Annotated in this window: 16 protein-coding genes; 10 read left to right on the top strand and 6 right to left on the bottom strand. The window is 68.3% G+C overall.

Annotated elements, in window-relative coordinates; genetic code table 11:
• Positions 1 to 136: 136 nt before the first annotated feature.
• The 3 genes from OHA03_RS16745 to OHA03_RS16735 all read left to right on the top strand — a co-directional run bounded on the left by OHA03_RS16745 (position 137) and on the right by OHA03_RS16735 (position 2,332).
• Positions 137 to 859 carry a GPP34 family phosphoprotein gene (locus OHA03_RS16745; RefSeq protein WP_267004648.1) on the top strand — a complete coding sequence of 241 codons (723 nt, stop codon included), beginning with the start codon at positions 137 to 139 and terminating at the stop codon, positions 857 to 859.
• 214 nt (positions 860 to 1,073) lie between these two features.
• On the top strand, positions 1,074 to 1,931 hold the full coding sequence (locus OHA03_RS16740; protein ID WP_267004647.1) for a helix-turn-helix transcriptional regulator: 858 nt from the start codon (positions 1,074 to 1,076) through the stop codon (positions 1,929 to 1,931).
• A 197-nt stretch (positions 1,932 to 2,128) separates the two neighbouring features.
• On the top strand, positions 2,129 to 2,332 hold the full coding sequence (locus OHA03_RS16735) for a DUF397 domain-containing protein (RefSeq protein WP_267004646.1): 204 nt from the start codon (positions 2,129 to 2,131) through the stop codon (positions 2,330 to 2,332).
• 96 nt (positions 2,333 to 2,428) lie between these two features.
• Here OHA03_RS16735 and OHA03_RS16730 read toward each other — a convergent pair whose 3' ends face one another.
• The 3 genes from OHA03_RS16730 to OHA03_RS16720 form a co-directional block, all read right to left on the bottom strand.
• The gene (locus OHA03_RS16730; protein ID WP_267004645.1) at positions 2,429 to 4,804 is read right to left on the bottom strand and encodes a tetratricopeptide repeat protein; all 2,376 of its coding nucleotides are present in this window, start codon (positions 4,802 to 4,804) and stop codon (positions 2,429 to 2,431) included.
• Entirely contained in the window at positions 4,801 to 5,217 is a 417-nt protein-coding gene (locus OHA03_RS16725) for a hypothetical protein (RefSeq protein WP_267004644.1), read from the bottom strand. The genes OHA03_RS16730 and OHA03_RS16725 overlap by 4 nt, the downstream gene beginning before the upstream one ends.
• A 133-nt stretch (positions 5,218 to 5,350) precedes the next feature.
• Positions 5,351 to 6,199: a hypothetical protein gene (locus OHA03_RS16720; protein ID WP_267004643.1), complete on the bottom strand. Its 849-nt coding sequence runs from the start codon at positions 6,197 to 6,199 to the stop codon at positions 5,351 to 5,353.
• Between the two features lie 176 nt (positions 6,200 to 6,375).
• Here OHA03_RS16720 and OHA03_RS16715 point away from each other — a divergent pair, with 176 nt between their 5' ends.
• A complete protein-coding gene (locus OHA03_RS16715; protein ID WP_267004642.1) occupies positions 6,376 to 6,828 on the top strand; it encodes a recombinase family protein in 453 nt (150 codons plus the stop codon).
• 23 nt (positions 6,829 to 6,851) lie between these two features.
• Here the strand turns inward: OHA03_RS16715 and OHA03_RS16710 are convergent, their stop codons facing one another.
• Positions 6,852 to 8,420, bottom strand: coding sequence for an IS1182 family transposase (locus OHA03_RS16710; protein ID WP_267004641.1), 1,569 nt, complete (start codon positions 8,418 to 8,420; stop codon positions 6,852 to 6,854).
• A gap of 7 nt (positions 8,421 to 8,427) precedes the next feature.
• On the opposite strand from OHA03_RS16710, the gene OHA03_RS16705 reads away from it, so the two are divergent.
• The 5 genes from OHA03_RS16705 (at position 8,428) to OHA03_RS16685 (ending at position 13,743) form a co-directional block, all read left to right on the top strand.
• Complete coding sequence (locus tag OHA03_RS16705; RefSeq protein ID WP_267004640.1) at positions 8,428 to 8,616, top strand: hypothetical protein; 189 nt, start codon at positions 8,428 to 8,430, stop codon at positions 8,614 to 8,616.
• Positions 8,617 to 8,713: 97 nt separating this feature from the next.
• On the top strand, positions 8,714 to 10,066 hold the full coding sequence (locus OHA03_RS16700) for an IS4 family transposase (protein ID WP_267004639.1): 1,353 nt from the start codon (positions 8,714 to 8,716) through the stop codon (positions 10,064 to 10,066).
• Between the two features lie 58 nt (positions 10,067 to 10,124).
• Positions 10,125 to 10,967, top strand: a complete 843-nt coding sequence (locus OHA03_RS16695; RefSeq protein ID WP_267004638.1) for a recombinase family protein — start codon at positions 10,125 to 10,127, stop codon at positions 10,965 to 10,967.
• Positions 10,968 to 11,037: 70 nt separating this feature from the next.
• Positions 11,038 to 11,820, top strand: a complete 783-nt coding sequence (locus tag OHA03_RS16690; protein ID WP_267004637.1) for an SDR family oxidoreductase — start codon at positions 11,038 to 11,040, stop codon at positions 11,818 to 11,820.
• A gap of 351 nt (positions 11,821 to 12,171) precedes the next feature.
• Positions 12,172 to 13,743 carry a sodium:solute symporter family protein gene (locus OHA03_RS16685; RefSeq protein ID WP_267004636.1) on the top strand — a complete coding sequence of 524 codons (1,572 nt, stop codon included), beginning with the start codon at positions 12,172 to 12,174 and terminating at the stop codon, positions 13,741 to 13,743.
• A gap of 95 nt (positions 13,744 to 13,838) precedes the next feature.
• On the opposite strand, the gene OHA03_RS16680 is transcribed toward OHA03_RS16685, so the two are convergent.
• Both OHA03_RS16680 and OHA03_RS16675 read right to left on the bottom strand, forming a co-directional pair.
• Positions 13,839 to 14,954 (bottom strand): ADP-ribosylglycohydrolase family protein, encoded by a 1,116-nt coding sequence (locus tag OHA03_RS16680; protein ID WP_267004635.1) that lies wholly within the window; start codon positions 14,952 to 14,954, stop codon positions 13,839 to 13,841.
• Positions 14,955 to 15,176: 222 nt separating this feature from the next.
• Positions 15,177 to 17,759: a bifunctional FO biosynthesis protein CofGH gene (locus tag OHA03_RS16675; protein ID WP_267004634.1), complete on the bottom strand. Its 2,583-nt coding sequence runs from the start codon at positions 17,757 to 17,759 to the stop codon at positions 15,177 to 15,179.
• A 266-nt stretch (positions 17,760 to 18,025) separates the two neighbouring features.
• Here OHA03_RS16675 and OHA03_RS16670 point away from each other — a divergent pair, with 266 nt between their 5' ends.
• On the top strand, positions 18,026 to 19,618 hold the full coding sequence (locus OHA03_RS16670; RefSeq protein WP_267004633.1) for a phosphodiester glycosidase family protein: 1,593 nt from the start codon (positions 18,026 to 18,028) through the stop codon (positions 19,616 to 19,618).
• Positions 19,619 to 19,728: the final 110 nt, after the last annotated feature.

The raw sequence follows: 19,728 nt of genomic DNA, 5'->3' as shown, positions 1-19,728 counted from the left end.
GTCCTGTGTGAACCCTCGGCCGGGCTGCTAGACGAGAACGACATACCTACTGGTTCCCGTACGAAGTACCCAGGCGCTCTCGACAGACCAATGTGAGAGGGGTCACCCTGTCATTCATCCACGCGGGGAGGCATGGATGGGCAGGAGCCGCAGAACAATTCCGGAGGAGCTTCTGCTGCTCGCTCTGGACCCGACCACGGGTACCACAGCGCAGCCGCAGTCGCTCGACCTCGGCCTCGCCGGAGCTCAGCTAGTGGAGCTGGCTCTGGCAGGACGGATAGCCCCTGATGGGGATCGTATCGCCGTGGTGATGCCACGGCCGACAGGAGATCCGACACTGGACTCCGCACTGGAACTGCTGCGCCGACGCGGCAGCCCGGTCCGGGCCGTCCACTGGATTGGCGGGCCCCGGCTGGGGCTGCGTCAGACCTATCTCTCGCATCTGGAGCGTTGCGGCATGGTGCATGCCGTGGCGGGACAGATGTGCGGGGTGCTGCCGACGACTCGCTACCAGGCGACGGACACGGCAATCAGCCGGGAGATCAGATCCCGGCTGGACAGTGCGATCCGCACCGGCGTACCGCCGGACCCGCGGACCGCGGCGCTCGCCGCACTGGCCCACGCGGTCGGACTCGGCAAGCACCTCTACCCCGGGAACGAGGGGCGCTCATCGCGCTCCCGGCTCCGGGATCTGATCAGACACGACCCGATGGGCGGCCTCGTGGCGCACGCCGTGATGGACGTCCAGAACGGGGCGGTCGCACAGCCGCGCCGCAACCAGGTGGCGGGAGCGCCGTTGCAACCGCAAGTGCAGTCGCAGTCACGCCGCGACAGCATGGTGCACACCGCGGCCCACTAGGGCAGCGGACCGCACCGCACCGACGGGACAACCGAATACCGCCGCGCCGACGTCCCCAAGACCCGGTTCGGGAGCCGCACCACGCGCGGGGCAGCCGGTCCACCGGCTGCCCCGCGCGCCTGCGTGTGGCCATTTCCCAGCGCGACCCGACCCATGGGTGGCAATCTGCTGAGCAGTAGATACGCACAGCTACACAGCCGGAGGTGCCGTTTCCGTGCCGACCAACGTCAATCCCACCGTCAGGCGACGCCGGTTGGGTCAGGAATTGCGCCGCCTGCGCGAGCTCAAGGGCATGACGGCCGAGGAGGTGGCGGAGCGGCTGCTGGTCTCGCAGTCGAAGATCAGCCGCCTGGAGAACGGCCGCCGGTCCATCAGTCAGCGCGACGTCCGCGATCTCTGCGGGGTGTACGAGGTCGAGGACCACCGGATCGTCGACTCGCTCATGCAGATGGCCAAGGACTCCCGCCAGCAGGGCTGGTGGCACGCCTTCGGCGACATCCCGTACAGCGTCTACATCGGCCTGGAGACCGACGCGGCTTCGCTGCGCGTGTACGAATCGCTGATCGTTCCCGGTCTGCTGCAGACACGACAGTACGCGCAGGCGGTGATCGAAGGGATGTGGCCGGAGGCCACACCCAGCGAGATCGACAAACGCATTCAGATCCGTCTCAAGCGCCAGGATCGCCTAACCGATCCGGTCAACCCACTCCGCTTCTGGGCGGTGATCGATGAGGCGCTGCTGCGTCGCGTCGTCGGCAATCCGCAGATCATGGCTGACCAGCTGTCGCACCTGGCAGAGCTGAGTGAACTGCCACACGTGACGCTTCAGGTCTTGCCGTATGCCGTCGGAGCACATCCGGGCATGTACGGAAAGTTCGCCATCCTTGAGTTTCAGGAGGCCATGGACGCAAGCGTCGTTTACCTTGAGGGCGTCACGAGCGACCTGTACCTGGAGAAGGCGAACGACGTTCAGAGCTACACAGTGATGTACGAGCACCTGCGGGCCAAGGCGCTAAGCGCGGAGCAATCCCGCGAGTTCATTCTCAGGGCAGCGGAAAGCTGCGGCTTGTGAGCGATACGCCCCGTTAAGGCGGGGCGGACCATACACCTACACAACCCTAGCCGGGAAGATCTCAAAGATATATGCCATCCGTACGAGTGAACGGCACTCACCTCCGATGATGTTGCGGCGTAGCGTCGCCCTTAGGTCGCTGAGCGCAGCGGCCGGGCGCACTACGCCCAACAACTGGCACAACCATCGGAGTCATTATGGCGATTCGGCGTGACGCACTGACGGAATGGACTAAGTCCTCATATTCCGCCGTAAATGGAGATTGTGTAGAGGTTAAGACGGCAGGACACCACGCCGTGTTGGTTCGCGATTCGAAGAATCCGCGCAGCGGAGTCCTCGACTTCACCACGAAGACATGGTCGATGTTCCTCTTGGACGTCAGCCGCACCACTCAGCACTGAGGCTGAACGGTGCGGCTGTCCGATCGCGTGAGCCGCAGCCTGAGTCAAGCCCTCTCGACTGGCCCGCCGTCCTGGCCGAGAGGGCTGGTTGCCCGCCTACTGGCCAACCAGCAGGCTGCGGGTCCTCGCCGTGACAGAACTGTCCACCCCCAGTACGCGCTCACACAGCGGCAAATTGAGCCGTGCAAGCGCCTGCGCCTCGTCCAACTGACCGAAGGCAGCGAGAGAAGCAGCCAGTCTCGCTCGATTCGAGAGCAGATAAGGGTGCTCGGGCCCGAGAGCCCGCTCCTGGCCAGCCACTGCGAGACGCCCGAATGAGATGGACTCCTCCAGCGATCCCCGCTCAGCAAGGATCCAGCTCAGGAGGACCGTGGCTGAGAGAGTCAGTGGGTGAGCAGCGCCGTGCACACGTTCACGGTCCGACAAGGCCCTTCGGGCAATCGGCTCAGCCTGCTCGTACCTACCGAAATGATACAGACCGTAGGCGAGATTGTGGCGACCAGTCACGGTGGCCAGGGAGTCACATCCAAGAATCTCCTCACAGGCGGCCACAGTTGCCGACCCCATTCTGTCAAATTCCTCGACAATATCGGCAACAGCCAAGTATTCGATGAGAAGCGCTCGAGCATAGAGCGTGTCCGGATGGGTGTCACCAAGAACTCTGCTGCGAATTCCCTCCGTCTCCCTCAGAACCGCAATGCAATCCTCCACTCTTCCCAGCTGGCCGAGCGGCTCATGGATATCCTGGCGACTCTCCATGGTTTCCGCGTGCTGCGCCCCGAGTACCCTTTCCCGCCCGTCAAGAACTCTCCGGTGCAGGGTCTCGGACTCCTCGAAGCGGCCGAGCCTGAACAGGGCCACGGCCGCACGATGCTCCGCACGGAATGTCAGTGGATGATCCGGGCCCAGGTGCGTCTGCGCCGTCTCCGCGGCAGCCTGAGCCAAAAAGAGGGAGGCTTGGTAGTCTCCGCTCTCAAAAACGTGCTTGGCCACCAAAGTTGTGACCTCGACCGCGTTGAGTCCTGTGGCAGCATCCTCCACGCGCCGAAGCAGGTGCGCCGCATGCGGGACAAGGCGGCGAACACGGCCTACCGCCTGCGCTCCGCACACCTCGGAAGGGATCTCACCGCCGAGCAGACGCGCTGCCGCCTCGACCAGGAGCGGCCTCTGATCCTTCGGCGCCGCAGCCGCCACGCTGTCGAGAAGAACGCCGTGCGTCTTGATACACCGCACTACCTCGCCGCTCTCCTCCGACTCGACGAGCGAAACCATCGAATGATCCAGTAGGCCGCGGAGCGCCATCTCGATCCGATGCCCAGGCAGTGGCGGATCGAAGGCGCTCAGACCGGCGGCATCAACAGACGAGGGAAGCAGCAGCGAAAGCGGAACCGGGTCAGAGCTCCAACAGGACAGCAGACGTAGCAACGAAACACACTCGGGGATTCCCTCTTCGGCGAGAGCTCTCAGCGTAATCTCCCATGTCCGGCCGACGAGTTGCCGCGCATTCTTCTCCGAGCTCCCTGGCGCCACTCCTCGGTCGATGAGCTCGGTGGGGTTGCTGTCCAAGTGCCGCCTGTAATCGCTCATGGACCAACTCTCCAGAAGTTGACGAGACAGGAAGGATCCGGCCAAGGTCAGTGCAAGCGGAAGGCAATCGAGTCTTCGGGCCACGGTTTCGGCCTCTTCCAGAGTGCCGGCCGCAGGAGCCAGGTCGCGCAGCACCAATGCCGCATCTTCCACAGGCAGTACGCCCACGCGGTGCAGCTCTGCTCCATTCCATACATGCGAGCTGGCCTGGCGGGTGGTCACGATAACGGCGCCTTGCGAACTCGGCCTCAGCCACGTGCCTTCTTCGAGGGCTGCAGGGTCATCCGCATTGTCCAGAACCAGGACCCATGGCTGCGACGAGCAGTGCAGATAATGCCAGACAAGGTCAGCCGACGCGCGCTGTCCGTCATACGCAGCAGCAAGCTCGTATGACTCAGCACCACGGTCGGCGGCCACTGCAAGCATTCCTGCTCGGAGGGTGGTTCGTTCGGAGGCGTTGACCCACAGGCCTATGCGGTCGCCTTGGCGTGTGACTGCGTTGAAGACACCCTGGGCCACAGCCGTCTTGCCACAGCCACCCAGCCCGTGAAGGACGTGAATTCCCCCGCTCTCATTCTGAACGGCGTCCATCAGTCTGCTCACAAGGTCCGTCCGGTCCCGAAGGACCGGAGGAGTCCGCCCGACGAGCGGAGTGCGCACCGAAGCCGGGGCCGGCCAGTCGAACCGATGACTGGGCTGCGCCCCCACCACCGTTCGCTGCATTGACGGGCCGAAGATGGACGAGCTCTCGTCCGAAGGGTGATGGTAGTGGTGTTCAGTGACGTGTTCAGTGATGTGCTGGTCGCCGGTCGCCAGGTACACACGGCCCTGGTCTGATGCCCACCCCTGCATCAGATGCTCTGGGTCCTTTTCGGCCCGGCTCACCGCTCGGTGATGTGCTGGTCGCGCCCTGCCTGGTAGACACGGCCGCTACCAGACGCTTCGGCACGCATCCGCACGGTGCGCGGTGCACCGTCCCGCAGTACGGGATCAAGTTCCGACAGAATCTGACGCAAGTCCGAGGCCACCTCGGGCCTTTCACTGAGAAGGCGCCGAACGCGGCCCGTCCATGCCTCTCGAAGCTCCTGCTCAGTCAGTTCGTCTCCAGTTTCCCTGGCCGCGAGAAGATCATCCCGAGCTGCATCCAGTTCGTTCAGGACCCCCTCAGCGCGCGCGGGGCTGGCCCGTCGCCACAGGGCAACGACCCCCTCTCGTGCCCTCTCCCATGCATCGGTGGCCATGAGCGTGACCACAGCGGTCCCCGCAGCCCGTGCCAGCTCGATCATCTGCGCTTCCATCCAAGCCCCCGTTCCGCCAATACCCGTCAGCACCTGGGTCGAACAGCCACAATATGTGCGGCAGATCGCGCTGTCAGGTAGGCCCACCATCGGGCGTGGGTCCGGGGCGTTGAATGCCAACCCATGCTCGGAATCAACGCAGTTGATCCACATACCGGTCGGTGCCGGGCACGGTCGGAATGAACGGCGCCACCAGCTCGACCCGGCCCAGGCCGGATTCCGCGACCGCCGCGTCGAGCCCGGTGAAATGCTCCGCCCAGCAGTCCCGTGGGTCCTCCTGGAGGAACCAGAGAAGGGTCAGCCTGGTGTCGACGCCCTCGACCTGCTTCACATAGGTCATCCGATCGCCCGGCAGCGGCGTGGGGCGGAAGACGGTCACCATCGCCGCCGGTGAGCCGCCGAGCCGCTTCGGCAGATGCCGGGAGCGCAGCCACTCCAGCAGCTCGGCCCGCTGCCCGGCGCCTTCGGCGTCGATCACTTGGAGCACCAGTCCGCGGTACGGGTGGTCGAGGGCGTGGTAATCCCTGGGGCCTGCGGCGCCGTCCCGGTAGACCGTCGCCTCGTGGTCCTGGAACGCGGTGAACACATGGGTACGGTCCTGATAGACGCGGCCGTCCCGATTCAGCCGCTTGTTGATCCCGACGGTCCACTTCATGTGGTCGTCGTAGCGCCCGTCCGTCACCCAGTACGTGGACAGGTAGCACCCGGCGCCGACCGGCTGCGCCACCGCCGACCTCTCCGGGTAGCGCAGCTCCTGGAGCTCCCGGGTGGCCACCCAGCGCCGTCCGGCGAACATCCAGGGCATCGCCATCGCGCCCGCGTAGTAGTGATCGTCTTCGTACCATCTGTGGTAGGCATGCTCATGCCCGGCGTGAGGCTCGACCATGGTGATCAACGCATGTCCCACCTCCACCCGGTACGGACCGACCGAGGCCAACTTGGCGTACAGGTCTGGGTAGGTCCCCTCATCGCCGTCACCCATCGCACCCACTCCCCCTCCACCTCGATGCATGCGTTCTGACGGTACGTCAGCTGCGGATCAATGGGAATGCCCGTGCGATCGAACGTTCGTCTGCATGAGCGGCATCCAATGCGCCGGTTCATTCGCGGGCAATGACTACGTTCAGGGGTGCCATGAACGTACTACCGGGAGGCTCCATGAACCCGCGCCGCAACCCGGCCCCCACGCACGCCGACCTGCTGCTGGAAGGCATCCTGATCCCGGAGCGCGTACGGAACCGCTCCTCGGTCACGCTCGCCATCGGCGACTCACTTCGCGAGTTCGCCCCTCGCCGCCCCGGGTGCTACCTGCGCACCTCGTGCGACAGAAGCGGCGACGAGCGGAGCCTCGAACTGCAGCTCCATGACGCAGGACTGAAGCGGATCAGGCTCGGCTGGGGCCCGTTCGCCGAGACCTACCGGGAGAACGACACAGGGGCCTTCAAGAAAAAGCGAGTGATACAGGCGGACGGGTCAGTCGACTGGATAGTGGTGCGCCCCGAGTTCCGGCGCATGCTCGGCGACCTGCTCGCAGGCCGCATCGACGGCGTCATCTTCTACGACATCGATCGACTTGCGCGACAGCCACGGGATCTAGAAGCAACGCCGTGACTCTGTTGGTGATCTTGTGGGGGTCAGGTGACGGCGGTGCAGAGGGCGTGGAAGTGGCTGGGTGCTCGCCGGGGGCGCGTAGGGTCGGCGATCCAGTCGGTGATGCGGGTGACGTTGCAGGCCAGGCCGGTCAGTACGTGCTGGACGTGCGTCTTGGGCAGGCCTCGGTAGCGTGTCCGGCGCAGGCCGCAGGTGCGGACGTTCTGGGAGAGGGTGGCTTCGATGCCGGCGCGGATCGCGTAGCGGCGCTGCCAGTCTTCGGTGCGCTGGTCGAGGCGGTTGCGCTGCTGGATCTCGTGCAGTTCGCGGGTGGGCAGCAGTGCGAGCGAGCGCGGACCACTGACCGCCTTGGTGCACTGGGGTCGGACGGGGCAGGCCAGGCAGGTGGCCTTGTCGAACTTGACCTGGATGTAGTTGTGGCCGCTGATGTGCAGGGGACGCCACTCGCGGCTGACGGTGCCCTGGGGGCAGGTGGCCTGGCAGCGGTCCCAGTCGATGGCGAAGGCGGCCTTGTCGAAGCCGGCCCCGCTTTTGGCCTGGTGGCTGTGGTCGGGCACGACCGGGCCGAGCAGGGTGATGCTGTGTACCCGGTGAGCGCGTTCAATCTGCGCGGGGCTGATGTAGGCGGCGTCGACGGCGTGCTCGGCCGGGATGAGGCCGACCTGGGCCAGATCGTCGTGGATCTGGGCGGTGAGTTCGCCGTCCTGGACCGGGGCGATCGTGGTGGCCACATGCACGACCACCTCCGGCAGGTCTGACGTGCACGTCTCGGTGAAGTGAGTGCGGTAGCCGGACCAGGCGGTGTCACGTTTGACGCAGTAGTGCGCGTCGGTGTCGTACGGGGAGTCGAACCGCAGCGATGCCGGAGGCAGCGCGTGTCCGTCGCGCCAGCGCAGCCGCCCGCGGGTATCCCAGACGTAGTGGTGCACCCAGACCTGGCGCAGGATTTCCACCTGCGCCAACGCCCGGAGCTGGGGAGGGGCGTCGGCCGCCCACGCGGCGGCCAGGACCTTGTGTCCGTCCCGGCCGAAGGTCTCGGCCAGCGCGGTGACCCCGGCCTTCCCGCCGGGCACCTTGCCGATCTCGATCTTGCGCCCGTAGCGCTTGTCCCACTCCGGCTCGACCAGCGGCAGCAGCCAGTCCGGGTCCGCCTGGGCGAGCTGCTCGAGGGCGGCCCGCAGGCTCTCGCCGACCAGCTCCAGCCGGCTGAGCGTGCGCACCGCCGCAAGCACATGGGTCGCATCCGTGCGTTGCCGACCGCCGGATTTAAGCAGCCCGGCCTCGGTCAGCCGATGCAGCATCACTCGCAGCAGCCGGTCGGCCGCGTCGTCCTGGGCCAGCCTGGCCCGGAACTCGCACAGCACCGAGTGGTCGAAGCCGGGATCGTTCAACTCCAGGCCCAGGGCGTACTTCCAGTCGATCCTGGTGCGGACCGCGTTCGCGGCCGCGCGGTCCGAGAGGTTCTCCGCGAACTGCAGCACCGACACCAGCGCCAACTGCCCAGGTGACAGTCCCGGACGACCGTCCTTCGGATACAGGTCAGCGAACTCGCCGTCCTCGAACACCACATCCAGCCGGTCCCGTATCAGCATCGCCGGCGTGCCCTTCGGACACGCCGCCCACGCCGTCACCATTGTCCGCGTCGGTATGCGCTGGAAACTCCTGGCCCGCAAGGACATCTCCGCCCCTCTCCCCGAAACCACCCCGCTCCACTCCAGCGAACCGCCGAACGGACGACCTGTCAGCACCCCACACAAGATCGCCAACAGAGTCACGCCGTTCAGTTAGGCGTGGGGGCTGTGTGTCAAGGCCGGTGAACGAGGCAGCGGAGCTGCTGTAGAAGAGGTTTGTCCTCCAAGACATCCTCACCACAGGAGCTCCGCTGTTGGAACAGGCTGCCATAACAAGGACGGTCAAGGTAGCGGCCGGGGTGTTCGCGCCTGGCCATATCGGCGAGCTGACCCGGATCGTGCCGTTCGAGATGGTCGATGACGTGCTGGCGGCGACCGGGACCTTTCAGCGGCGGGTCCGGCTGGTACCGGCGCGAGTCACGGTGTATCTGCTGCTGGCCGGGGCGTTGTTCGCTGAGCTGGGCTATCGGCAGGTTTTCGACCGGTTGTGCGCCGGTCTGGCGGGCCTGGCGCCCGCCAGACCGAGCGGCAGCGCGTTACGACAGGCCCGCCAGCGTCTGGGGGCCGCGCCGTTGAAGGCACTGTTCAATCTGGTCCGCGGCCCGGTGGCCACGACGGCGGCGGCGACGAGGTGGCGCGGGCTGCTGGTGGTGGCGGTCGACGGCACGCTGCTGTCGGTGCCGGACGCCCCGGCGAATCTCGCCGTGTTCTCCAAACAGCGGTGCAACAGCGGGGCTGGGGGCTATCCGCAGATCCGGCTGACTGCACTGGTGGCCTGCGGGACCCGGGCGGTGATCGGGGCGGCGTTCGGCCCGGCCACCACCGGCGAGCTGGAATACGCCAGCCGTCTGACCGGCGATCTGCGCCCCGGGATGCTGCTCCTGGGCGACCGGAACTTTGCCGCCGCAGACCTGCTGAACCGCTTCGCCGCCACAGGCGCGCATCTACTGGTTCGGTGCAAGTCCGGTCGGAAACTGCCGCCGGTGGCCCGCTGCGGCGACGGAACCTTCCTTGCCCGGCTCGGCGCGCCGACCGTCCGGGTGATCGACGCCGAGATCAGCATCGCCACCTCCCAAGGCGTCCGTATCGGCCACTACCGGCTGCTGACCACTCTCACCGACCCGTCGGCGCACCCAGCCTGCGAACTCATCCGGCTCTACCACGAACGCTGGGAGATCGAGACGGCCTACGCGGAGCTGAAATCCACGATCCTGGGCGGGCGGGTCCTGCGCGCCCGCACCCCGGCCGGGGTCGAGCAGGAGGTCTGGGCGCTACTGGTCGCCTACCAGGCGCTGCGGACAGCGATGACGGATGCCACCGACAGCGTCCCGGGCACCGACCCGGACCGGGCCGGCTTCACCGTCGCGCTGTCCGCCGCCCGCGACCAGCTCATCCTGGCCGCGGGCATCATCGCGGACACCATCATCGACCTGGTCGGAGTCATCGGCCGCCACGTGCTGGCCCAACTCCTGCCCCAGCGGCGGGTCCGCACGAAAGACCGCATCGTCAAACGAGCGATCTCCAAGTACAACGCCCGCGGACCCGCCATCGACCGGACCACCTACAAGGCCACCATCAGCATCAACATGCTCACCACGGACCCTTGACGCCACCCACCCCCGCCCTAACTGAACGGCGTTGGATCTAGAAGACCTGATCGACGTAGTGGAACACACCAAGCGTCCCGCAACGGGCGTCACGGGTGACCTCAATCTGATCCACGACTCCGACCGGCACATGGCCCGGATGCTGTGCATCATGGCCCTCAAAGCTTCGGAAGACACATCCCGAAGGGTCGCCCGAAGCCACCTGGCGGACGCTTCGGCAGGCGAGTTGACCGGACGTACGCCCTACGCATGGAACCCCGACGGAACGCTCCGCCGGGATCGCGCGCGGATCGCACGGCGCATCTACGAACGGTTCGCAGCCGGCACGTCAATCACGGGGATCGCCCGCGAACTCAACCGAGAGAAAATCCCGTCACCACAGGGGGTCAAGTGGGCGCCGGCCACCATAAAGGCGATCATTACCAACCCACGCTACTGCGGGTTCGTTTCCTACCAGGGGAAGCATCGCACGGGAAATCCCCGCCAGAGAGACGGCTGGGGGCGCACTCGAGCCTCGAACCCTTCGCTCGCCGGAGAGCCCGCCGAACCGGTGGCCGACATCCACTCCCGCATCTCAGCTGTCAGCACCCGCAAACAGGAGCTCATCGCCGCCTGGGCCAAGGACGCCGCCCATGTGCGCGATATGCGTCCAGACGACTACTATCAGTCACTTTCCTCCATGAATGCCGACCTGGACGCTCTGGAGCATCGGCCGGCGGACGCCATGACGCGACCAGCGGGACGACCGGCCCACAACTACGAGCAAGAGTGGAAGAACGGCAGTTTTGAACAGCGTCGCACCATCGCGGGCGAGGCATTCACGGCCGTATACGTCATGCCTTCCGGAAAGGGCAGGACACCTTTCAACCCCGCGCACATCCGCCCCCAGTGGGCCGAGTGACTTCCCTCCGTCGACATCCAGCCCTACTCTGACGCCCCGTCAGGAAAACTGCCAGGGCCGGGAGGCACCGATGTTGCTCGCGGGGAAGACCGTCGTGGTGTCCGGGGTCGGAGCCGGGCTCGGGCACCGGATCGCGGAGACGGTGGTACGGGACGGCGGCAGTGCGGTCCTCGGGGCGCGCACCGCGGAGCGGCTCGCCAAGTCGGCCGCCGAGATCGATCCCGAGGGCCGGCACACCGCCCATCTGGCCACCGACATCACCGACGAGGCGCAGTGCGAGGCGCTTGCCGCGCTGGCGCTGGAGCGGTTCGGGCGGATCGACGCGGTGGTCCATGTCGCCGCCCGGGACAGCTACTTCGGCGGCGTCGAGGACGCCGACCTCGCCACCTGGCAGTCGGTGATCGACGTCAATCTGCTCGGCACGCTGCGGATGACGCGCGCCTGCCTGCCCGGCCTCAAGGAACGGGGAGGCTCCGTGGTCGTCATCGGTACGCAGTCGTCGGTCGCCGCACCGTCCCAGGTGCGGCAGGCGGCGTACGCGGCGTCGAAGGGCGCGCTCACCTCGGCGATGTACTCCATGGCGCGGGAGTTCGGCCCGCACCGGATCCGGGTCAACACGGTGCTGCCCGGCTGGATGTGGGGCCCGCCGGTGCAGGCCTACGTCCGGTTCACCGCGCACTCCGAGGGCATACCGGAGGCCGACGTACTCGGCAGGCTCGCCGAACGGATGGCACTGCCCGAGCTGGCCACGGACGGTGACGTGGCGGAGGCCGCGGTGTTCCTGGCCTCCGACCGCGCCCGGTCGATCACCGGGCAGTCCCTGCTGGTCAACGCCGGCGAGCTGATGCGCTGATCCGCTGTCGTCAAGGGCAGTTCTCCTCCTTCTCGGCCGCACGGGACCCGCATCCCGTGCGGTCTTTCTGCGCTCTCCAGTGCTCGTGATTGCTCTGCACAGCCTGACGAAGTGCCCGCTCATCGTGTGGCCGCCGTCACGTTCACGACAACGCCCCCGTGAGTCAAGAACAAGTAAAATCGTTCGACTTACTGATTGGCGTTCACATCCCTGATCGCGAAAAACCTTGACCGAGGTACCGAACAACCGGTTCAATCCCCGATGTCCCCGCTCCCGCACGGGGCCCCGCTGGGCGGCCGTACTGACGAAGTGCGTAACCCCGTTCATAAGGCGGACCCCAGGAGGGGGCACATGAACAGTCTCGACTGGGTCGTGCTCATCGGCTACTTCGGCGTGATGATCGCGATCGGACTCTGGTCCCACAAGCGTGTGGACAACGTCAGCGACTTCTTCACGGCCGGCGGCAAGATGCCGTGGTGGCTGTCCGGCATCTCGCACCACATGTCCGGCTACAGCGCGGTGATGTTCACCGGTTACGCCGGCATCGCGTACCAGTTCGGCATCACGTCGTTCGTGACCTGGTCGCTGCCGATCGCCATCGGCATCGGCATCGGCGCCCAGCTCTTCGCACCGCGGCTCAACCGGCTGCGCTCGCGACTGCACGTCGCCTCGCCGCTCGAGTACCTCAAGAACCGCTACAACATCCCGACGCAGCAGGCGCTCGCCTGGTCGGGCCTGCTGCTGAAGATCGTGGACGTCGGCGCCAAGTGGGCGGCCATCGCCACCCTGCTCTCCGTCTTCACCGGCATCTCGATCACCCAGGGCATCTTCATCACCGGCTGCATCACCGCCGTGTACTGCACGGTCGGCGGACTGTGGGCCGACGCGCTCACAGAGCTCGGGCAGTTCATCATCCAGCTCTTCGCCGGGATCGCGATGCTCGTCACCGCCATGGCCAAGCTGGACGGTATCAGCACGCTGTGGACGGTCTGGGACAAACTTCCCGAGGGCCACACCGACCCCACGGCGGGCCCGTACACGGTGACCTTCCTGCTGGCATACCTCTTCATCAAGACGTTCGAGTACAACGGCGGCATGTGGAACCAGGCCCAGCGCTACATGGCCACGGACTCCGCCGCCTCCGCAACCCGCTCCGCCCGGCTCTCCGCCATTCTGTGGCTGGTCTGGCCGACGGTCCTGTTCTTCCCGATGTGGTGCGCCCCGCTGCTGGTCCACGCCCAGAAGCCGGACGCCTCCGACAGCTACGCCCTGATGACCGAGCAGCTGCTGCCGCACGGCCTGCTGGGTCTGGTCGTCGTCGGCTTCTTCTCGCACACGATGGCCATGTGCTCCTCGGACGCCAACGCCATCGCGGCGGTCTTCACCCGGGACATCGCCCCGGTCCTCTCGAAGGCGGCCCGCACCTGGAGCAGCCGCACCGGTCTGCTGGCGGCCCGGGTGTCCACGCTCGGCTTCCTCGGTCTGTCGATGGCGCTCGCCACCCAGATCAACTCGCCGACGTTCAAGGACATCATCTCCGTCGTCATCAAGTGGGTGGCCGGTCTGATGGGTCCGATCGCCATCCCGTTCATGCTGGGCCTGCTGCGCAGGTTCCGTAAGTCGGGTCCGACGGCGGCGCTCGTCAGCTGGGCTGCGGGTCTGCTGGCGTTCTACTTCACCAACTACAACTTCGACGGTTCGGTGAAGACGAGTGTCGCGCTCCAGTACCAGGTGGCGCTGCCGCTGGCGATCTCGCTGGTGCTCTACATCGCGATCGGCTTCATCAAGCCGGAGGACACCCCGGAGCGCGACGCGCTGATCGAGCAGATCAACACGGACGGCGACGGTTCATCGACCGGCGCGACGGTTCCGGCGCAGGCCGGTGCCGGCGACACCACCGTCGCGGAGGGCGTGAAGGACTGATCCGCCCGCACGGAGCCGAGGGGGCGGGGGACGGACACGGCGGTGTCCGTACCCCGCCCCTCGTACGTGCTCCGCGGGTCGGCCCGCGGCGCGGTTCACCCGCGCGGGTAGCGGGTCAGCCAGCCCGGTGCGGCGGCCGACGGGCTGTGCAGGGCCGGACCCTGGGTCATCTCCATGGCGAAGTCGTCGGCGAGTTCGAGGAGGGTGGCCCTGCCCTCCAGTTCGGCGAGCCAGGCCGGCGGCAGCGCGGTCTCGCCGTGCAGCGCGCCGAGGAGGGCCCCGCACAGGGCCCCGGTGGCCGCGGAAGGGCCGCCGTGGTTCACCGCGAGCCGCAGCCCGTGCCGCACGTCCTCGCCGACCAGGGCGCAGTACACAGCGACGGCCAGCACCTCCTCCGCGGAGTCCGTGTCGCCCAGCGCCTCGATGAGGGCCGGGCCCGGGATCCCCTGGCGTACGGAGCCGAGGGCCTGCTTGAGCGCATCGGTGACCTGTTCATGGCCGGGGCGCTCGGCGAGCAGCGCGAGGGCCTGCTGCACGGCGCCGTCCAGGGTCTCGCCGCGGGCCAGGCCGTGCACCATGACGGCGAGGGCGCCCGCGGAGAGCAGGGCGGTGGGGTGACCGTGGGTCTGGGCGGCGCATTCGACGGCCAACTGGAGGACGAGCTGCGGCTCCCACCCGACCAGCAGCCCGAACGGGGCGGACCGGGTGAGGGCCGCCGAGTCGCGTGCGGTGGGGTTCTTGGGCCGGTCGAGGGTGCCCATCGTGGCGTCGCCGAACCCGGTGAGACATTCCCGGGTGGGGGCGCGGCGCGCGTACAGCCACTCCTCCCGGGCGAGCCAGCCGTTCTCCTGGCGGCGCTCGTCGGGCCCCCAGTCGTGCTGGGTGGCGACCCAGCGCAGATGGGCCCGGTGCACATCGGTGGGCGGGTGCCAGGCGCCGGTGTCGCGGCGGACCTGGGCGCGGATCAGCCCGTCGACGGTGAACAGGTTGAGCTGGGTGACCGCGGTGACCGCGCCCCGTCTGCCGTGGACGGGGACGAAGTCGGTGACGGCGTCGGCGCCGTGGGCCGCGCGGATCTCTTCGAGCGAGAGACCGGTGACGGCCGCACCGAGCGCGTCACCGATGGCTCCGCCCAGCAGACAGCCACGTACCCGGCTGCGGAAGTCCTGCTGTTCGACACGGCCCCAGACAGCTGTGGCTCCTGTGCTCACCGTGCCCCTTCCCCGTCCTCGTACGGCTGCGCAGCTCCGACTCCGCAGCACTGTAATCGAACGGGGAACGGCCGGTTGAGGACCGGAACGGTATGTACGGAGTGGCTCTCGCGGTCACTTTTGAACGGCAATCTGCGGGGATTTCCGTACCGCGGGGCAACAGTCGTCCATGGGCCGTGGCAACGTCTCGCTCGCAACGTGCTCGCACAGCGGAACCACGGGTCAGTCCGACAGGACCGGCAGCAGTTCCGGCAGATGCCCGTCCGAGGCGGCGGCGGCCGTCACCCGCTCCTGCGGCACTTCCCCGTACAGCGTCGTACGCGGCTTCGCCGGCCGGCCCGCCAGCTGCGCGATGGCGATCAGGTCCTGGACCGACCGGTACGAGCCGTAACTCGAACCCGCCATCCGGGAGATGGTCTCCTCCATCAGCGTGCCGCCGAGGTCGTTCGCGCCCGAACGCAGCATTTCGGCCGCGCCCTCCGTACCGAGCTTGACCCAGCTGGTCTGGATGTTGGTGATGTGCGGGTGCAGAAGGAGCCGGGCCATGGCGGTGACGGCCCGGTTGTCGCGGTCGGTCGGGCCCGGCCGGGCGATGCCCGCGAGGTAGACGGGGGCGTTGGTGTGGATGAACGGCAGCGTCACGAACTCCGTGAAACCACCGGTCTCCTGCTGGAGGCGGGCCAGGGTCCTCAGATGACCGAGCCAGTGGCGGGGCTGGTCGACGTGGCCGTACATCATCGTCGACGACGATCGCAGCCCCACCTCGTGGGCGGTCCTGATGACGTCGAGCCAGGTGGCCGTCGGCAGTTTCCCCTTGGTGAGGACCCAGCGGACCTCGTCGTCGAGGATTTCGGCGGCGGTGCCGGGGATGGAGTCGAGCCCGGCCTCCTTCGCAGCGGTCAGCCAGTCGCGGACGGACATCCCGGTGCGGGTGGCACCGTTGACGACCTCCATCGGCGAGAAGGCGTGCACATGCATGCCGGGCACGCGTTCCTTCACCGCGCGTGCGATGTCGAAGTACGCGGTGCCGGGCAGGTCCGGGTGGATACCGCCCTGCATGCACACCTCGACGGCGCCGACGTCCCACGCCTGTGCGGCCCGGTCGGCGACCTGGTCCAGCGACAGGGTGTACGCGTCGGCGTCCGTGCGCCGCTGGGCGAAGGCGCAGAAGCGGCAGCCGGTGTAGCAGACGTTGGTGAAGTTGATGTTCCGCGTGACGATGTACGTGACGTCGTCGCCGACCACGTCGCGCCGTAGCTCGTCGGCGATCCGGCACAGTGCGTCGAGAGCCGGCCCGTCGGCGTGGAGCAGGGCGAGTGCCTCGTCGTCGGTGAGTTTCGTCGGATCGTCGGCGGCGGCGGCCAGCGCGGACTTCACATCCGTGTCGATCCGGGACGGGACCATGCCGGGCGCGGCGGCCTCGCGCAGCGCCTCCCAGTCCCCGTACACCTCGTCGAAGTCGTCGCGGCGGTCGCCGGTGCGACCCTCGGTGTCGATGGTGCGGTGCAGATCGGTGCGGCCGGAGGCGTTGAAGCCCTCGTCGGGCTCCTGCCAGGGCAGCCCGGCCGGAATCGTCCCTTCCTTCGCGAGACCCGTCTCCGGGTCGGCGAGCGCCCGGACGTGCGGGAGGAGGCGGGGGTCGAGCCACGGCTCGCCGCGCTGGATGAACTCCGGGTAGATGGTGAGCCGTTCGCGCAGGGAGAAGCCCGACTCGGCGGTCTTTGCGGCGAGTTCGTCGATGTGCGGCCAGGGCCGTTCGGGGTTCACATGGTCCGGGGTGAGCGGTGAGACACCGCCCCAGTCGTCGATCCCGGCGCCGATGAGCAGTGCGTACTCGGCGTCGACGAGGTTCGGCGGGGCCTGGATGCGGGCGGACGGGCCGAGGATGTGGCGGGCCACGGCGATGGCCGCGGCCAGCTCCTCCAGTTCGGCGTCCGGCATCCCGCGCATCGCCGTGTCGGGTTTGGCGCGGAAGTTCTGGACGATGACCTCCTGGATGCCGTGGTAGGCGCGGGCGGTCTTGCGGAGCTCGAAGAGGGAGTCGGCGCGTTCCTCGTACGACTCACCGATCCCGATCAGGATCCCGGTGGTGAACGGGACGTTGGAACGGCCCGCGTCCTCCAGCACCCGCAGTCGCACCGCGGGCTCCTTGTCCGGGGAGCCGTGGTGCGGGCCGCCCGGCTCGGACCACAGGCGGGTGGCCGTCGTCTCCAGCATCATGCCCATGGAGGGGGCGACGGGCTTGAGCCGCTGCAGATCGGTCCAGGTCAGCACGCCGGGGTTGAGGTGCGGGAGGAGTCCGGTCTCCTCCAGGACCCGGATCGCCATGGCCCGTACGTACGCCAGGGTGTCGTCGTAACCCTCGGCCTCCAGCCACTCCCGCGCCTCCGGCCAGCGGTCCTCGGGCCGGTCGCCGAGCGTGAACAGCGCTTCCTTGCAGCCCATCGCGGCGCCCTTGCGGGCGATGTCCAGCGCCTCGTCGGGCGACAGGAACATCCCGTGCCCGGCCTTGCGGAGCTTGCCGGGGACAGTGACGAAGGTGCAGTAGTGGCACTTGTCGCGGCACAGCCGGGTCAGCGGGATGAAGACCTTGCGCGAGTACGTGATGACGCCCGGCCGGCCCGCGGCTTCCAGGCCTGCGTCCCGCACCCGGGCGGCGGACGCCGCGAGGTCCGTCAGGTCGTCGCCGCGCGCCTGGAGCAGGACGGCGGCCTCGGTCACATCGAGAGCGACCCCGTCACGGGCCCGCTTGAGAGCGCGCCGCATGGAGTTGGTGGTCGGGCGTCCGCGCTGAAGATCGGTCATGAACCGAGCATACGAGCGATGCGGGCGAGCGGGACGGACGCCTGCGGGGCGGCCGGGACCCCTGCCCCGCGTGACGGCCGCTCCCGGCCGACGCGGCCGGCACCCGTCCGGCGCGGCGGGCGACCGGGGACAGGACCGTTGCCGGAACCGTCGCGGACCGGACCGGACCCGGCTCGAAGCGCATCCGATCCCGGAAAGGGCTTACCGGGCCATGGGCTCCCGTGTTTAGGTGAGGCCGCCATCACGGATCAAGGACGAGGTGTCATATGCGTGTCGGACCCAGGAAGTTCGCAGTCGTAGCAGCGATAGCCCTCGTGGCCGGGACCGTCGGCGGGCCGACGGCGGCCGCCGATCGGGACCACGGGCTGCCGCTCGGCCCGCGCGGCCTTCCCGAGACACGTACTGTCGAGACGTTCCAGCCGGGCGTCACCCTGACCACGATCGTTCGCGGCGAGTCCGATCCGGCCGACGGCTGGACCGTCGAGGTCGCCGTCCCCGGTGGCGGCAACGACCCCGACCCCGACGCGCCGCCCACCGCCGTGGCCGACCGGGCGCATGCCGACGCTCTCGCCGGCGCCCTGTCCGGCAAGGGATTCGCCGCTCGCGTCGAGGAGGTCACGACCCCTGCCGTGGCCGACTTCGCCGGCGGCAGCCTCGGCTTCCGGGTACGGATCGGGCTGGACACCGACAAGGCTGCCACCAACACGCTCCTCGCGCGGGTGCGGGCCGCGGGTTTCACCGCCTCCGCCGTCTTCACCGGGTGGGACGGCGCCTCGACCGACCGCGGTCCGTGGCACGTTCAGGTACTCACCATCGACCCCAAGACGTTCCGCGGCGACCTCGTCGGCGACTTCGGGCCGGACATCGAGCGGCGCGAGACCACCAGCGTGCTCGCCCGGGCCCGAAACGCGACTGCGGGAGTCAACGCCGGGTTCTTCGTGCTCGACCCCGCCGCCGGCGCGCCCGGCGACCCGGCAGGTCTGGGTGTCTACGACGGACGGCTGCTGAGCGAGTCCACCAACGGCCGGCCGGTGTTCACGTTCACCGCCGACGCGCAGCACGCCGGCGTCGACCGGTACAGCTGGACCGGCAAGGTCAGCAGGGGCGGCGCCGCGCTGGCGCTCGACGGAATCAACCGCGTCCCCGGCCTCATCCGCAACTGCGGCGGCACCCACGACGACCGGCCCACCAGCCACCCGCTCCACGACACGACCTGCACGGACACCGACGAACTCGTCGCCTTCACCGCGGACTACGGCACCGGCACCCCGTCCGGCCCCGGCGTGGAAGCCGTCCTCGACCGGCAGGGCCGGGTGACCGAGGTCCGCGAGCCCCGTGGCGGTGCGCTCCCGGACGGCGCCCGCTCGGTCCAGGGCACCGGTACCCAGGCCGCCGCCCTGCGCGCGATGGCCCCTCTGGGCGCCCGCCTCGCCGTCAGCGGCCACCTGACCGACCAGCGGGGACGACCCGCCCACGCCCCGCAGATGGCCGTCAACGGTGGCCCGGAACTCGTCCGCGACGGCCGTCCCCATGTGACGCCGCAGGCCGACGGCATGGTCCGGCCCGGCGACCCGAGCTTCTACTACGGCTGGGCGGCCAAGCGGAACCCGCGCACGATCGCCGGCGTGGACGGGCACGGCCGGATCATGCTGGCCACGGTCGACGGCCGCGCGGTCGACAGCCTCGGTCTGTCCATCGCGGAGAGCGCCGCGGTGGCCGACTCCCTCGGCATGGAGAGCGCCGTCAACCTGGACGGCGGTGGCTCGACGACGATGGTCGTCGGCGACAAGATGATCAACCACCCGTCCGACGCGGCGGGCGAGCGCCCGGTCGGCGACGCGATCCTGGTGCTGCCCTGACCCAGCGGCGGCCGTCGGCCCGGTCACGCGTGACCGGGCCGACGGCCCCGTCGTCACGCGTGACCCGCCGCCCCCCATCCGCCGTGACCGGCGCCGATCCGGCCTGTCCG

It is taken from the genome of Streptomyces sp. NBC_00154 (genome assembly GCF_026342835.1).
Classification (GTDB): Bacteria; Actinomycetota; Actinomycetes; order Streptomycetales; family Streptomycetaceae; genus Streptomyces.
The sequence above is the reverse complement of the archived record's forward strand: the minus strand, read 5'-3'. Positions and strand labels throughout refer to the sequence as shown.